This is a genomic window from Microbispora sp. H11081 (assembly GCF_012999535.1).
Lineage (GTDB): Bacteria > Actinomycetota > Actinomycetes > Streptosporangiales > Streptosporangiaceae > Microbispora.
Map to the genome: position 1 here is coordinate 1 of NZ_JABBWV010000013.1, position 14,135 is coordinate 14,135.

Below are 14,135 nucleotides of genomic sequence, written 5' to 3' on the forward strand. Positions count from 1 at the left end.
GTCGTCAGCGTTGTCGTCAACGCGAATCAAGAACGCCCCGGAGCGTGATCGCTCGGGGCGTTTGGGCTGTTCAGAGAGTGTGGTCAGGGGCAGGGTCGAACTGCCGACCTTCCGCTTTTCAGGCGGACGCTCGTACCAACTGAGCTACCTGACCTCGGCTGCTGCCGCTGTGCGCGGTCCTGACGGGACTTGAACCCGCGACCTCCACCTTGACAGGGTGGCGAGCACTCCAAACTGCTCTACAGGACCTTTATGTCCGGGGAGCTTTTCGCTTCCCCGTGTTGTTCGGCTCGCCTAGCTTACCAGGTTCCGGGAGGTCTTCGACCTTCCGTCATCCGGTGCGCTCGACGCGCCCCACGTGCCCCCAACGGGATTCGAACCCGTGCCGCCGCCTTGAAAGGGCGGTGTCCTAGGCCGCTAGACGATGGGGGCTCAAGGCTTTCGCCCTGTTCCGTGACGCCTTCCGTCGGAGACCTCTGAAGCATAGGGGACGTTTGCCCCTGATGCCAAAGCGACCGGCGACGGCGAGCCGCTGCCTGTTGCCGTCGGCGACGGCGCCAGTGGCGACTCGGGGAAAATTGTACGACCAGGGTCGGGCTCGATATGACGCTGGCACTGGATCCACTGCTCACCGAGGCCTCCGACGGTGATGTCGTCCCAGGCCTCCAGGCGGTGGCTGCTCTTGCCGAAGTAGAGCACCGAGGCGGTCAGCGGGGTCGGCTCGTCGTGTTCCAGGCCGCGCAGGCCGGCTCCTCCGGTGGACCCCTGGATCATCAGCCGGGTGCCCGAGGGCATCATCTCGGTGGACCGCGCGTGGACGTGCCCGCTGAGCACGAGCGGCACGTACCCGGACAGACCCCTGCCCACGGTCGGGTCGTGGACCGCCACGATGTCGGCGGCGATCTTCTCCGGGGCCGAGGTGGACGTGCTCCGGGGCCAATCGCGCGGCGCCAGCTTGCCCGCGTTGACGCGGCCGAGGTCGAGGAGGCTCTTGCTCTGGTCGCCCTCCGCCTGGACGGACTTGTCCGGGGTGAACCTCGGGTCGCCGATGCCGTACACGGTGAGCCCCTTGACCGTGGCGGCGGCGCCGTCCAGCACTACCGCGTTCTTCTGCTTCTCGACCGCCCGCTGGGTGGTCATGGAGTCGTGGTTGCCGCGCACGTAGACGTACGGGACGCCGAGCGAGCCGATCTCCTTGACGTACTCGTTCTCGGCCTTGGTCCCGTGGTCGGCGATGTCGCCGGAGTCGATGATCATGTCGACCTTGAACTGATCCTTCAGTGACTTGATCACGTTCCAGCCCAGCGGGTTGATGTGCAGGTCGGAGACGTGCAGCACGCGGATGGTGTCCGGGTCCGGGTCGAAGATCGGCAGGTTGGACCCGGCCTCGTACAACTGGGACACGTTGGTTACCAGCTTGGCGAGCTGGCCTCGATATTCGGAGAACTTCGTCACGATCGACTGGGCGCTGCCGACCAGGGACGGCACGCCCGTGAGCAGCCCGGTGTACCGGGGCTCGGCGATCGAGCGGGGATTGAACGTCAGCGCGGCGACGCCGCCGAGGGTGACGACCATCGCCAGCGAGCCTGCCGCGGTCCAGGCCGCCCGCGACAGCCGGCGGAAGGCGACCAGGCCGGTGAGGAACCCGGCGGCGACGGCGAACAGCACCGCCCGCAGGACGAGTGTCCGCAGCCCGGAGATGACGTCGGCCTCGATGGTCGTCGGGAGTCTGTCGGCCCACCGGGGGTTCTTGAGTATCTCCTCCGCGGCCTCGGGGTGCACCGCCTCGATCGTCAGGTCGAGCCGCAACGGGCCGCTGTGGCTGTCGAAGCTGAGCGTGCCGAGGGGCCGTACGTCGATGACGGTCTCCCCGCCCCACGACGGAGCCAGGGACATCCCGATGTCCGCGGGCCCGACCGGAGTGTCCACTTTCGCACCGAAGGCCAAACCGAGCCATCCGCCGACCACCGCCGCCAGCACGACCGCGAGCACACGGACGAGCACACGAGCGAACCGGCTGCCGACCATCCTGCGGGCAAGCGCCCGCAACCGCGAGTTCTCCATCCCCTCCTGACTACCCGAAGACGGAGCCTTTTTGGTTATCGGAACACGGTGTTCCGGTTACCGGGCGCCCGGCCGGCCCTCGATGCGCCCGCTCGTATCGGGCAGAAGCGTCACAAGGCGGACGGCGCGAGGCTGTCCAGTGCCTCGCCCGGAAAGAGCAGGACTCGTCGAAGGGGTTCGGGCCAGTGGCCGTACGGCGTTACCGCACCGCCACCTCGTGATGACACGATGAGCATGTGATCGACGTCCCGCTGAAGAGGTTCGAGGAGCTCGTGGCCGAGGCGCTGGACACGATCCCCGCCAACCTGGCCAAGGTCATGGACAACGTGGTGGTCGTGGTGGTGGACGACCCGCCCGAGCCCGGCCTGCTCGGGCTCTACACGGGCATTCCGCTGACCGAGCGTGGTGAGTGGTACTCGGGGGTGCTTCCCGACCGGATCGAGATCTACCGGAACCCGACGCTGGAGATCTGCGAGACCGAGGCCGACGTGATCGAGGAGGTCCGCATCACCGTCGTCCACGAGATCGGCCACCATTTCGGCATCGACGACGAGCGGTTGCACGAACTCGGCTGGTAAGGCCTTTCCCGGCTGGGTCCAGGCGTCGTCTCGCGTTCGCGGCCCGAGAAAGGGGACCGTCAGCGGCTTGCAAAAGTCACCTCCGCCAGGCACTGTAAGTGACATGTTGACCACGGACCGTCATGATCAGTCGCGGCGACGGACCCCGGCGGACCCAGCCGGCGGAGCGACCTCTGCGTAGTGAGATGGCGGCCGCCAAGCCCGGCAGGCTGTCCGGCCGCCATCGGCGTCCTCCCCAGGTGCGGACCACCTACCGCGAGGTCGCCGCGATCCCCGAGTTCCGGGCCCTGTGGCTCGGACAGGGCATGTCGCTGCTCGGCGACCAACTCGCCCAGGTGGCGCTCGCGGTGCTGGTCTACAGCCGGACCGCGTCGCCGCTGGCCACGGCCGCCGTCTACGCGCTGACCTACCTGCCGCCCATCCTCGGCGGCCCCTTGCTGGCCGGGCTAGCCGACCGGTACCCACGCCGGCGGGTCATGCTCTGGTGCGACGTGCTGCGCGCCCTGATGCTCGCCGTGATGGCCCTGCCCGCGACGCCGTTCCCGGTGCTGTGCGCACTGGTCTTCTGCGTGGTCCTGCTCGGCGCGCCGTTCTCCGCCGCCCGCGCGGCGCTGCTGCCCGAGGTGCTCGACGGCGACCGGTACGTCGTGGGGTCGGCCCTGCAGAACGTGACCAACCAGGCCGTGCAGATGCTGGGGTTCGCCGCCGGAGGCGCGGCTATCGCCGTGCTGGGGCCGTACCGGGCGCTGGCGCTCGACTGCGCGACGTTCCTCGGTTCCGCCCTGGTCATCGTCGCGGGGGTGCGGCACCGCCCGGCACCGGGGCGGGAGGACGGCCGCCCGTCCATGTGGCGGATGACGCTGTCCGGCGCGCGTCTGGTGTTCGGCGAACGGCGGCTGCGCACACTCGTCCTGTTCGCCTGGCTGTGCGGGTTCTACGTGCTTCCCGAGGGCATCGCGGCGCCGTACGCGGCATCGCTCGACGACGGGAGGCTGCCCGTCCCCGTGGTCACGGGCCTGCTGATGGCGGCCATGCCGACGGGCACGGTCATCGGCGCGTTCTTCTTCGGGCGGTTCGTCACGCCGGCGGGGCGGCTGCGGGGCATGGGCTGGCTGGCCATGCTGACCTGCGCGCCGCTCGTGCTGTGCGTGCTCCGGCCGCCGCTGGAGTGCGTGATCGCGCTCTGGGTGCTGTCCGGAGTCGGCGGGGCCTACCAGCTCGCGGCGAACGCGGCCTTCGTACAGTGCGTCCCGGCTTCCGGGCGGGCCGCGGCGTTCGGGCTGGTGCAGTCGGGGCTGCTGGCCGCGCAGGGCGCCGGCATCCTCGTCGGGGGCGCCGTCGCCCAGCGGCTCGGCCCAGAGCCGGTGGTGTCGCTTGCTGGCGTGGCCGGGCTGTGCGCCGCCGCCGTGCTCAGCGTGCTCTGGACCGAATCGCGTAGGGAGATCATCGCCAAGGTCCGGGCCACCGCTGCCTGAGTCAGGCCTGCGGACCCTGGTTCTGGGCGTCGCCGGTGGAGGACCGGCCGTACGGGTGCTGCTCGTAGCCGGGGGCGGTGGGGGCCGGCGGGGGGTAGGAGGCGTCGTTGGAACGGCCGCCCTGGTTCCAGCCCTGCTGGACGTTGTCCCACTTGGACTTGGCGTCCTGCCAGACGCGGCCGTCCTTGTTCTTGTCGATGAGGTCCTGGACGATCGAGGTGTTCTTGCCCTCCTCGGGGAGGAGGAGCCAGGCGACGGCGTAGATGCCGACGCCGAGGCCGCCGAAGAAGCTGGCGACGGCGAGCCCGAGGCGCAGGATGTTGGCGTCGATGCCGGTGTACTCGGAGATGCCCGAGCACACACCGGCGACGATCCTGCCGTTCCGAGTGCGGCGGAGCTGCTTGACCGAACCGTTGGTGTTCATCTCGTTCATACCTCCACTGTGCCTTCGAGGGGGATGGACGCACATCGGGATTCCCCCTGGCCCTACCCCGAGGAACCCCGGATACCCTGACGGCATGGACGACCTCCTCGAACTCGACGACCAGCTCGACCCCGAGCACCGCATGGTCAGGGACTCCGTCAGGGAACTCGTCTCCGGCGAGGTCCTCCCGTACGTCGGCGAGTGGTTCGAGCAGGGCACGTTCCCCGCACGCGAGCTCGCCCCTGCCCTGGGCTCGCTCGGCCTGCTCGGCATGCACCTGGAGGGGTACGGCTGCGCCGGGCTCGACGCGGTCTCGTACGGCGTGGCCTGCCGGGAGCTCGAGGCGGGCGACTCGGGGCTGCGGTCGTTCGTGTCCGTTCAGGGATCGCTGGCGATGTTCCCGATCTGGAAGTACGGCTCGGACGAGCAGAAAGAGGAGTGGCTGCCCAGGCTGGCCTCGGGTGAGGCCATCGGCTGCTTCGGCCTGACCGAGCCCGACCACGGGTCCGACCCCTCGGGCATGCGCACCACCGCCAAGCAGGACCCGTCCGGCGACTGGATCCTGAACGGCGCCAAGATGTGGATCACCAACGGTTCGATCGCCGACGTGGCCGTCGTGTGGGCACAGACCGACGAGGGCATCCGCGGTTTCGTCGTCCCGACCGCCACCCCCGGGTTCACCGCCCCTGAGATCCACCGGAAGCTGTCCCTGAGGGCCTCGGTGACGTCGTCGCTCTACTTCGACGACGTACGGCTGCCGGCCTCCGCGGTCCTGCCGGGCGTCGTGGGCCTGAAGGGCCCGCTGTCGTGCCTCACCGAAGCGCGGTTCGGCATCCTGTGGGGGGTCGTCGGAGCGGGCCGCGCCTGCCTGGAGGCGGCCGTGGACTACGCGACCACCCGCGTGCAGTTCGGCAAGCCGATCGGCGGCTTCCAGCTCACGCAGGAGAAACTGGCCTGGATGGCGGTCGCCCTCGGCCAGGCCGGGCTCACCGCCCTCCACCTCGGCCGGCTCAAGGACGCCGGGAAGCTGAAGCCCACCCAGGTCAGCTTCGGCAAGCTCGCCAACGTCCGGGCCGCGCTGGACATCGCCCGCCAGGCGCGTACGGTGCTCGGGGCCAACGGCGTCACGCTGGAGTATCCCGTCATCAGGCACATGACCAACCTGGAGTCCGTGCTCACGTACGAGGGCACCCAGGAAGTGCACCTGCTGACGCTGGGCAAGGCGCTCACGGGCCTCGACGCCTTCCGCTGACGCGCCCCTGGCCACGTGGGCGGGGCGATCAGGGACAATGTCGTCGCCGAAGACGCGGTACTCTCTGTACCCTGCATTGTGGGGAGTGTTCTGGGGATCACCCGCTGTGGGGACCCGAGGACCACGACCAAGGGGTGCTAGCTCAATGGCAGAGCTGCGGACTTTTAATCCGTCGGTTCAGGGTTCGAGTCCCTGGCGCCCCACCCTCAACGAGCTGGGCAGACTCCCGAATCGTGATCGTTCGGAAGCCTGCCCGGTTGCATTTCTGGTTGCAGTTGTGCAGTCGCCGGTTCACTCGTCCCACAGCGCCCGGCCCATCCGCGCCATGGCGTCGCCGGCCAGGTTCTCGGTGACGTGGGTGTAGCGCTTCGTCGTGGTGAGCTGGGAGTGGCCGAGGATCACCTGAACGACCCGCATGTCTATCCCCTGCTCCAGGAGCAGCGTGGCCGCCGTGTGCCGGGCGTCGTGGACCCTGGCGTCCTTCTCGACCTCGGCCAGGCGGAGCAGTTCCTTCCACTCCTCCCAGTCCTGCCGCGAGTCGATCGGGCTGCCGTCCGGCTCGCACCAGACGAGGTCCCGGTCCTGCCACCTCTCCCCCGCCGCCGCGCGTTCGGCCTCCTGGGCTTCACGGTGCAGCTTGAGGAGCGGGATCAACGGCGGAGGAAGCGGGACGACTCGCCTGCTCTTGCCTTTGGGCTTCACGAAGGTCCATCCGCCGACGCGCTGGGGGCATGACGGCGCGTGCTTGGTGCAGCCGGGTTCGCAGAACTTCGGACACTTGCCGCCGTGCCGGTCGCACGAGGCCGGACACCGCTGCTTGACGCAGGTGTGCCGCCGTCCGGACGTCCGCTTCGCCTTGGGGCAGTCGGCCGGGCACGGGTACCGGTGGAGGGCGGCCCCGCAGGCATGCGGATCTGCGCAGCCGTGCCGGTAACGCTGGTGCTTGATCTGCCAGAAGATCCGAAGCTGCCCGCGCTTTAGGTCCACGTACTTCCACCGCAGGCCGAGCGCCTCACATTGCCGAAGACCGAGCGCGAGAGCCACCGACCAGCGCGTCCCGTTCCGGCGATCCTTGGCGACGTCGAGGATGTCGCGCGCCTCGTCCTCCGACAGCGGCTCTATCTCGACCTCCTCCCCGGTCGGTGCGTCGATCAACCCGCAGACGTTCCGGGCGACGATCTCCCGCCGTACGGCGAGCTTGATCGCGCGCGACAGGATGCGGTGGATTTGCAAGATCGTGTTCGGCCGGAGGTCCTGCTTGTTCAGCCAGCCGTAGAAGGCGTCCAGGTGTTCCGGCCGGAGCCGGTCGAGCCGGTGAGCACCGAGCCGAGGAATGATCCAGTGCTCGACCTTCGGTCGGTAGGTGCTGACGAGGGTGGACTGACTTACGTTCAACGGGGCGATCTCGTCGAGGTAGACCCGCATCCACTCCTTGACCGTCGGCACCTTGCCCGGCTTGTCGATCTTCCCCGAGTCGCGCGCCTTCTCCAGCTCTTGAACCTTGCGGGTGACCTCCGCTTCGGTCTTGCCAATACGGTGACGGCGATCGGGCGTGCCGTCGTCCTTGACGCCCATCGTGACCCAGCCGTGCCACTTGCCGTCCTTGCCGAAATAAATTGAGGACCGGCCGTTGGGCTTCCGAGACATCACGCCGCCCTTTCCGGCGTCGAGCCCACTTCGAGCGCCCGCGCGAACTCCTGAAGAGCGTCAGCAGGCACCAGCCGGTATCCCTCGTACTTCACCGAGCGAAGCTCACCGGTCTTGATCAGCCGGAAGACCGCCGTACGGCTCATGCCGAGGACGACCGCCGCGTCTTTGGGTCGGTAGAAGAGTCTGTCCATCACGCTGCCCTCCCTTCAGTTGCCGAAAGATCTTGGCCGTCGCCGAGTGCCTGGAGTTGGTTCATGTGGTTGCGCCAGCGCTGGCGTTCGTGGACCGAGCGCAGGAGCCGGACGCCGATCGGGGCCAGTTCGGGATCACCGGGCTTGACGGGCTTCCAGACGTAGCGGTGGGGGTCGACCGGTTCGTCTTCGACGCCGAGGGCTTCCAGGACCCAGGTGCGGCGGTCCTGCTTGTGCTCGGTGAGGGTCTTGTTGGACCACTTCCTTGAGACCAGGACGCGGCGGCCCGCGTAGCCGAGGTGGTCGGGCTTGTGTGCCTTGCCCTTGCACCGGCCGGGGGCCATGCCCGGTTTGGCGCCCTTTGGCTGGATCCCGTAGCGCAGCCAGTTCGGGCAGGTCGGCGAGCACGGTTCGAACCGCAGGGCGTCGAGCAGCCGTTCCGCGTGCGTCTTCCTGCGTGGGTCGTCGGTGCCGAGGGCGTCGCCGAGGGACTTGGTCAGGTACTTCGACAGGTACTGGATGAGCTGGTCGGCGTCCGGGGTTCCGGCGAGGACGCTTTGTATGTCGAGCTGGTCGCCGAAGCGGAGCACGTGCAGGGGTTCGGCGTCCTCGTCGGCGTCGAGAGCGTCGAGGGCCTGTTCCCAGGTCGGCAGGACTTCCCCCGTGGTCGGGTCGAGGTAGCCGGCCCCGTCCTCCCACACCGGCAGGTGGTCACCCTCGAACCGGATCGTGTCCATCGGGGGCCACCACACCTGGTGATAGGTGGCCGCGATGATCTGCCGCAGTTCCGCACGGGGCAGGGTGCCGCGGATCGCCATGTGCAGATGAGGGGCGAGCCGCTTCTGAGGCTCGACGGTGGCGAAGTACTGCACGTCATAGCCCGCCACCCGGCGGAGGTTCTGCACGAAGCGGTCCACGAGCTTGGAGAAGTGCAGCGCGTCGCGGGCCGCCCGCGCGTAGTCATACCGGTCCGGGTCCAGGGGCGCACCCTCCAGCACCCGCCCGTACGACGGGAGGGTGAGCGTGACGAACATCGACGGCCGGTAGGTCTTGCCGTCCGAGCCGGTGAAGGTCCGCCCGAGGGTGGTCTTGGTCATCTGCCGCTTGGGCAGGTCCGGGGCGTCCTGCCGCCGCTTCGTGGACCGCGTGCGCTTGCCCGAGGTGCGGCCGAGGACGTTGCCGCGCATGCCAGCGGCGTTGATTTCCTCGTCCAGCTCGGCGATGGCGGCGTCCAGATCGGTGGTGTCGCCGCCGGCCTTTTCCACCTCATCCCGCCACGCCTGGGCATCGGCCCGCAGCTCGACAAGGTGACGCTGATACTCGTCGGCGTTGTCCGGGAGGTTCACGGGCTCGGCTTCCAGGTGCCAGCCCTCCCGGCACTGCGCCCGCCGCAACTGGCGATTGCGCTTCGCACACGGCGGGCACTTGCTCTCCAAGGTGGCCCCGCACGGCACGTCGATGACCTCGGTCTGCCCGGTGAGGATGTCCTGCCGCCGCAGCGGGACCGGGCGGATGCACACCCCGTACTGCTTGGCGATCTCTTCCACGACCTCACGGGCCAGCGGTTGAGCCATCCGGACGGCGCGGGGGGTGGAGCGGTCGGGCGGGTTGGTCACCGGTCACCGTCCCAGGCTCCGAGGGGGTCGAGGAGGTCGGCCGGGCCGAGGCCATCGACCATCACGGAGGCTTTCTCGCCGCACTCGTGGCACTCGACGATCCCGCGCACCGGGTCGAGCCACAGCACATCGAGCGCGCCACAGCCCGAACAGCGCAGGCCGTCGAGGAGGTGAGCCAGACGCATCATCGGCCCACCCCCGCGAACTCCGCGACCATCGCCCGGATGTCGGCGTCGGAGACGTAGGCCGCCCGCACCCGCACCGGATCAGGTGAGGTCTCTAGCCGGACGTAGCCGACTCCCGCGCCCAGCTCGGGGACCGGTGAGATGTGGTCGGCCAGTGCGCCCCGGTCGCGTGCGCCGTCGCCGAGGACCATGTCCACCTGCTCGGACTCGTCTAGCCGGAGGGCGATCTTGTCGGGGAACAGGTTGCGGATGTTCATGACCTCCTTGCGAGGGTCCTGGAGCGCGGCCATGACGCCGACGCCGACCGCCCGGCCCTGGGTGGTCAGGGTGGCCAGGGCCGCCGTGATGCGCTGACGGAGTTGCTTGTCGGGCTGGTAGGCGGTCAGGAACGCGACCTCGTCGACGAGCACCAGGACGAACGGGTCAGCAGGCGTGGGGGTGTGGGAGCGCTGGAGGCCGGCGAACCGGTCGGCTCGCTCCTGCATCACGCACACGGCCTCATCGAGCAGGTCGGCGCACTCCTTCGGATCGGCCGCGTACCGACTGCCGAAGAGGGCACGGCCGAAGGACAGTTCCATCCGCTTGGGGTCGAGCGCCCACACCTGCACCAGCCCGGCCCGCATCGCCGGGAGGAGCCCGCGGATTGTCGACCACAGGTAGGAGCCTTTGCCCGCGCCCGTGGCACCGGCGATCAGGACATGGGTGCCGTGGACCTTGAGCCGGTAGGGCGTGCCGTCCTCGCACCGGCCGATCTCGACCGGCCCCACCGAGGCGACCTCAGGCACCGGAAGCGCGGGCAGGGGTTCGGCGAGGGGGTCACGCCGGGGGAAGGTGAGCACGAGCCGCCCGGCCCGAGCGACGGCCACCCGGCAGGAGGGCGCGCCGAAGCCGTGGGCCAGGTGCTCGATGCGGTCGGCCCAGTCTTTGACGGCTTGGCCGTTGAGCATCTTCACACTGACGCGGTCGGCCCAGCCGTCGCACTCCACCCGCACGAGGCGGGGCAGGTAGTCGCGTCCCCGGATGTGCCGCCCGAGGCCGGAGACGACCATCACGGGTTGCCAGTGCCGCCGGTACACGGCGACCAGCCGCCACCAGGCCAGCAGCGGCCAGCCGACCAGGCGCAGGAACGAGGCCCGACCCAGCAGCGCCCACGACAATCCGGCCGAGGGCAGGAAAGCGGCCATCACCAGGGCCACGCGCCAGCCGTACAGGGTCCAGATCACCCCGAGGCCGACCGGCACGGCCACCGCGACCGGATGCCGCACGACGAGACGGACCAGGCCCGCGAGCAGGCGGGACAGCCAGATCACGATGGTGACGATGGCGGGGGTTCGGACGACGGCCGGGCGGAAGACCACGGCCGTGTCCGGGGTGGTGGAGACGAGGTTACGTGCCTCGTCGCCAGGCAGTTTTCGGAACATTAGACTTCGTGTCCTCTCGTGATTTCGCAGTCAGGGAGAGTTGAGGGGCCGCCGGAAGTTGCCGCTTCCTGCGGCCCCGCTTGCATGTCAGGCCGCCGTCTCCCCGAGGGGAAGGGCGAGTTGATCGGAGTCGGCCGACTGGTCGGCGTGCATGCGCTCGCAGTCGGCCAGGTACCGGGCGGCAGCGTCGAAGATGCGCCGGGCGGTCTCCACGTCGTTCGCGGTGGCCGGTCCGGCCCCGGTCGTGGAGATCGACACGTACGCCTCGTCGGACTCCAGGACCAGGTACGGCCGCCCCGACTCCAGCTTCCGAACGACCGCGCGAAGAGCGGGGGTGTAGAACCCGACATTCACCCGTGGCCGCTCGTCGGAGGTGATGGAGATGGTGAGGTAGGTGTAGGGGCCCGGGGTCATCGGACCGCCACCCCCTCACCGTCCGGGAGGCCGTGGAACATCCGCTCCACCGACCGGGCGAACGAGGCCGCCTCACGCGCCAGGCAGCGGGCGAACTCCACGTCATCGACGGTGACCCGGTCTCCGGCGGAGGTGGTGACGAGCACCTGGACACCGCCGAAGACCAGCCCGAGGACGGGTGACCGCTGCGGGTAAGGGTGGTTGGCCGCCGATGCGCCCGGCCCGGTCTTGAGGTTGATCGTGCTGACCGGGTGCACGGTACGCCGCCCCGTCATGCCGCGTCCTTCGCCTGAGCAGCGGCCCGGCCACCGCCCGAGCGGGGAGCGCGCATCTCCCGCACGCGGATCGAGTAGGCCAGGCGGCCCGCCTGGTTGACGTACGGCGTGACGCTGATCCCGTCGAACTCCACCGGGGTGAACGGCAGGCCCGCCATCGGGGCTGGCGGCACCGGCTGGACGGGAGCCAGGATCTTGACGGCCACCGTCTTCTGCGCGGGCTTCAGGGTCGGGTCGGCGTCCATCACGGCGACCTGCCAGACGAGTTCCCCCGTCTGCTTGTCCCGCGCCTGGACGAACCGGCCGTTGGTTGATGCGTCGAAGTCCTTGACCTGCTCGACCTCCCCGACGACGTAGCAGCCGTGCGGGAAGACCATGTCGAAGGTCACTGGGATGGGTCCTTGTAGTGCCATGAGACATCTCCCTTCTCTCGTCCTCTCGACAACTCGTATTGTCGAGCTGTCTTGAGAGTATCCACCTTCCGCGTACTCGACAAGTCGAGTTGCCGAGAATCTTGACGTGTTGCCTGCGTACGCTCTGCGACATGACCGCAAATGACCCGAAGCAGGCGGAATGCAGCGGCCTCACGTGGGTGGACACCTTGGGCGGCCCGCACATCCTCGTGCCGCAGTCAGCACTCCCGTACTGGCACGGGGCGCCGATGGACTCTTCCGAGGACGAAGGCGATTACGGCCGCGCCTGCTCGGTGCCCGGGTACATCGGGCTGATCCGGGTTGGTCCGGCCGAAGCCTTGGTCAAGGCCGAGCCATCCCCTACGACGTTCCTCGCCGAGCGCAAAGCCCTCATCTCCTGGGTCGGGGCGTACTCAGAGCAGGAACTGGTGGACGTGGCTACGGAGGTCATGGACGCAGAGTCAGTGCCAGAAGGCGAGGAGTTGACGTATACCGTCGACGAGCCGCTGGTTCTCTTCGATTCCGTTTATGGGCATGACGACGTCGCGCCAGAAAATCGTCTCGTCATCGACCTTGCCCCAGGTCGGTACACGGTACGCGCCGCATACGTGGAGCATCCCAGGGCGTATCTGATCCTCGTTCAGTTCACATGAGCCGAGCGCCAGCGTGTCAGAGAGAGTATGCGTCTTCCAGTTCGTGAAGGTCGCCGGGGAGGACCAGATCCACGATGAGGGCGGGTCGGCCGCCGCCGTTGTAGACGCTGGCCAGCACGCCGAGGACGGGCGCGGTCTTACGAAGCTCCAGGAGCTTGGCTTCTTCCGTCGAGGGGTGCCGTGCGCTGAGCCGTTCCGCGACGTGTTCGAGCTTGAGGCCCTTCGTGTGCTGGAGATGCTGCCGGATGCCGGCGGTGAGCGGTTCAATTTGACCCAGGCCGGTACCTTCGGCCAGTTCCACCGGGCACCAGATGGTGATGAGGTCGACCGGCCGGTCGGCATCGCGGAACAGGACGCGCCGCATCATGACGGATGACTTCTCAGGGACGCCGAGGAGCTTGGCGACGCTCGCGGGGGCCGGGTGCTCACCGACGCTTACCGGGGAGCCGTTCTCGTCGGCTTCTGCGCGGTCGAGCACGGCCCGGCCGGGCCGGGAGGCTTCCTCAGCCGCGGCCGGCGGCGTGGCTTTCACGAAGGAGCCTTTGCCGTGCTCCCGCTCGATCACGCCCCGCAGCTGGAGGACCTGGAGAGCGCGGACGACGGTGGGCCGGCTGACGTGGAACTCGTTGATGAGTTGCGTCTCTGAGGGCAGGAGCGAGCCCGGAGGATAGGTGCCGTCCGCGATGCGTCGCCGGATGGCCTGGACGATCTGCGCGTACTTCGGCGGAGCGTACTCTTCAGACGACATGACGACTTCCCTACAACTCGACTTGTCGTCAGCTTAGCTATCCGTCCTGATTCTGTCTGCCCCGTCGAAAGCAGAAGGCGCGACGGCGCGGGAGTTCCCTCACTGCCCTGAGGACTCGACCACGCCGACGCGCCCGTTCACCCGCACCTGACCGGCCAGCATCGCCGCCCAGGTGAGCCATGCTTCCCGCAGCGGCCACCGGTGCGTCTCGGCGATCACCGGCTCACGCTCGTCCTGGACCGTCTTCCTGATGAACGCGACCCCGCCCGACTGGATCAACTGGAAGAAGATCGCCAGGCAGTCGCAGGTCCAGGCCAAAACGAGCTCACGGCTGGTGGGCGTGGGAGCGAACCATACGAGCACTTCGGCGTCGGCCTGAGGGCGCGGCAGGTGAGGACTCAGATGCCGGGCGGTCATGCGCCGCCGTCCTCGATGTACCGAGAGTAGGGGTGCGTGCGCCGCAGTTCCTCCCGCAGCAGGGCCACCCGCCGGGCGGTGGTCACGATGTCGTGCGCCGGGGCGAAGGCGAACACGAGACGGCCGCTGGCCGAGCGCCGCCCTGTCGACCAGCGGAACCACCGGCCGTTGGTCCACACGAGCAGGTCAACCCAGACCGACAGGAACGCCACCCCGTGCCCGGCATGAACGTCAGTGGCGATGCCGTGCCCGATGGACAACTCGGCGGACAGCAGCCCGGCCGCCCGCTCAGCGGTCAGCGGCACATCAGGCGGCAGCGAAGGAGAGGCGATCGGGTCGAGCCAGCGGGCAGCCATCGG

At 68.9% G+C, this 14,135-nt stretch carries 17 protein-coding genes and 4 tRNA genes; 5 read left to right on the plus strand and 16 right to left on the minus strand.

Annotated elements, in window-relative coordinates:
- Positions 1-80: 80 nt before the first annotated feature.
- The 4 genes from HHX31_RS26060 to HHX31_RS26075 all read right to left on the minus strand — a co-directional run bounded on the left by HHX31_RS26060 (position 81) and on the right by HHX31_RS26075 (position 2,064).
- A tRNA-Phe gene (locus HHX31_RS26060) sits at positions 81-154 on the minus strand.
- Positions 155-174: 20 nt separating this feature from the next.
- Positions 175-249: transfer RNA gene (locus HHX31_RS26065), tRNA-Asp, on the minus strand.
- A 110-nt stretch (positions 250-359) separates the two neighbouring features.
- Positions 360-432 (minus strand) — tRNA-Glu (locus tag HHX31_RS26070).
- Positions 433-2,064, minus strand: a complete 1,632-nt coding sequence (locus HHX31_RS26075) for a metallophosphoesterase (protein ID WP_169951147.1) — start codon at positions 2,062-2,064, stop codon at positions 433-435.
- A gap of 236 nt (positions 2,065-2,300) precedes the next feature.
- Here HHX31_RS26075 and HHX31_RS26080 point away from each other — a divergent pair, with 236 nt between their 5' ends.
- On the plus strand, positions 2,301-2,642 hold the full coding sequence (locus HHX31_RS26080; protein WP_169951148.1) for a metallopeptidase family protein: 342 nt from the start codon (positions 2,301-2,303) through the stop codon (positions 2,640-2,642).
- A gap of 185 nt (positions 2,643-2,827) precedes the next feature.
- Positions 2,828-4,117: an MFS transporter gene (locus tag HHX31_RS26085; protein WP_169951150.1), complete on the plus strand. Its 1,290-nt coding sequence runs from the start codon at positions 2,828-2,830 to the stop codon at positions 4,115-4,117.
- A gap of 1 nt (position 4,118) precedes the next feature.
- On the opposite strand, the gene HHX31_RS26090 is transcribed toward HHX31_RS26085, so the two are convergent.
- A complete protein-coding gene (locus HHX31_RS26090; RefSeq protein ID WP_169951151.1) occupies positions 4,119-4,550 on the minus strand; it encodes a PspC domain-containing protein in 432 nt (143 codons plus the stop codon).
- A gap of 85 nt (positions 4,551-4,635) precedes the next feature.
- Here HHX31_RS26090 and HHX31_RS26095 point away from each other — a divergent pair, with 85 nt between their 5' ends.
- A complete protein-coding gene (locus HHX31_RS26095) occupies positions 4,636-5,793 on the plus strand; it encodes an acyl-CoA dehydrogenase family protein (protein ID WP_169951153.1) in 1,158 nt (385 codons plus the stop codon).
- Between the two features lie 131 nt (positions 5,794-5,924).
- Positions 5,925-5,996: transfer RNA gene (locus HHX31_RS26100), tRNA-Lys, on the plus strand.
- Between the two features lie 88 nt (positions 5,997-6,084).
- On the opposite strand, the gene HHX31_RS26105 is transcribed toward HHX31_RS26100, so the two are convergent.
- The 8 genes from HHX31_RS26105 to HHX31_RS26140 all read right to left on the minus strand — a co-directional run bounded on the left by HHX31_RS26105 (position 6,085) and on the right by HHX31_RS26140 (position 11,934).
- On the minus strand, positions 6,085-7,440 hold the full coding sequence (locus HHX31_RS26105; RefSeq protein ID WP_211590354.1) for a tyrosine-type recombinase/integrase: 1,356 nt from the start codon (positions 7,438-7,440) through the stop codon (positions 6,085-6,087).
- On the minus strand, positions 7,440-7,634 hold the full coding sequence (locus HHX31_RS26110) for a helix-turn-helix domain-containing protein (RefSeq protein WP_169951410.1): 195 nt from the start codon (positions 7,632-7,634) through the stop codon (positions 7,440-7,442). Before HHX31_RS26110 ends, HHX31_RS26105 begins: the two co-directional genes overlap by 1 nt.
- A complete protein-coding gene (locus HHX31_RS26115) occupies positions 7,634-9,250 on the minus strand; it encodes a replication initiator (protein WP_169951155.1) in 1,617 nt (538 codons plus the stop codon). Before HHX31_RS26115 ends, HHX31_RS26110 begins: the two co-directional genes overlap by 1 nt.
- Complete coding sequence (locus HHX31_RS26120) at positions 9,247-9,438, minus strand: hypothetical protein (protein ID WP_169951157.1); 192 nt, start codon at positions 9,436-9,438, stop codon at positions 9,247-9,249. The genes HHX31_RS26115 and HHX31_RS26120 overlap by 4 nt, the downstream gene beginning before the upstream one ends.
- Complete coding sequence (locus HHX31_RS26125; protein WP_169951159.1) at positions 9,435-10,856, minus strand: FtsK/SpoIIIE domain-containing protein; 1,422 nt, start codon at positions 10,854-10,856, stop codon at positions 9,435-9,437. Before HHX31_RS26125 ends, HHX31_RS26120 begins: the two co-directional genes overlap by 4 nt.
- Positions 10,857-10,943: 87 nt before the next feature.
- Positions 10,944-11,270: a hypothetical protein gene (locus HHX31_RS26130; RefSeq protein ID WP_169951160.1), complete on the minus strand. Its 327-nt coding sequence runs from the start codon at positions 11,268-11,270 to the stop codon at positions 10,944-10,946.
- Entirely contained in the window at positions 11,267-11,545 is a 279-nt protein-coding gene (locus tag HHX31_RS26135; RefSeq protein ID WP_138459397.1) for a hypothetical protein, read from the minus strand. The genes HHX31_RS26130 and HHX31_RS26135 overlap by 4 nt, the downstream gene beginning before the upstream one ends.
- Positions 11,542-11,934: a plasmid replication, integration and excision activator gene (locus HHX31_RS26140; protein ID WP_311932244.1), complete on the minus strand. Its 393-nt coding sequence runs from the start codon at positions 11,932-11,934 to the stop codon at positions 11,542-11,544. Before HHX31_RS26140 ends, HHX31_RS26135 begins: the two co-directional genes overlap by 4 nt.
- 155 nt (positions 11,935-12,089) lie before the next feature.
- Between HHX31_RS26140 and HHX31_RS26145 the strand changes: the two genes are divergently transcribed.
- On the plus strand, positions 12,090-12,611 hold the full coding sequence (locus HHX31_RS26145; RefSeq protein ID WP_169951164.1) for an Imm21 family immunity protein: 522 nt from the start codon (positions 12,090-12,092) through the stop codon (positions 12,609-12,611).
- A 16-nt stretch (positions 12,612-12,627) separates the two neighbouring features.
- On the opposite strand, the gene HHX31_RS26150 is transcribed toward HHX31_RS26145, so the two are convergent.
- The 3 genes from HHX31_RS26150 to HHX31_RS26160 all read right to left on the minus strand — a co-directional run bounded on the left by HHX31_RS26150 (position 12,628) and on the right by HHX31_RS26160 (position 14,132).
- Entirely contained in the window at positions 12,628-13,359 is a 732-nt protein-coding gene (locus HHX31_RS26150; RefSeq protein WP_169951166.1) for a GntR family transcriptional regulator, read from the minus strand.
- A gap of 99 nt (positions 13,360-13,458) precedes the next feature.
- Positions 13,459-13,776 carry a hypothetical protein gene (locus HHX31_RS26155; RefSeq protein ID WP_169951168.1) on the minus strand — a complete coding sequence of 106 codons (318 nt, stop codon included), beginning with the start codon at positions 13,774-13,776 and terminating at the stop codon, positions 13,459-13,461.
- Complete coding sequence (locus tag HHX31_RS26160; RefSeq protein ID WP_169951170.1) at positions 13,773-14,132, minus strand: hypothetical protein; 360 nt, start codon at positions 14,130-14,132, stop codon at positions 13,773-13,775. The genes HHX31_RS26155 and HHX31_RS26160 overlap by 4 nt, the downstream gene beginning before the upstream one ends.
- Between the last annotated feature and the right edge of the window lie 3 nt (positions 14,133-14,135).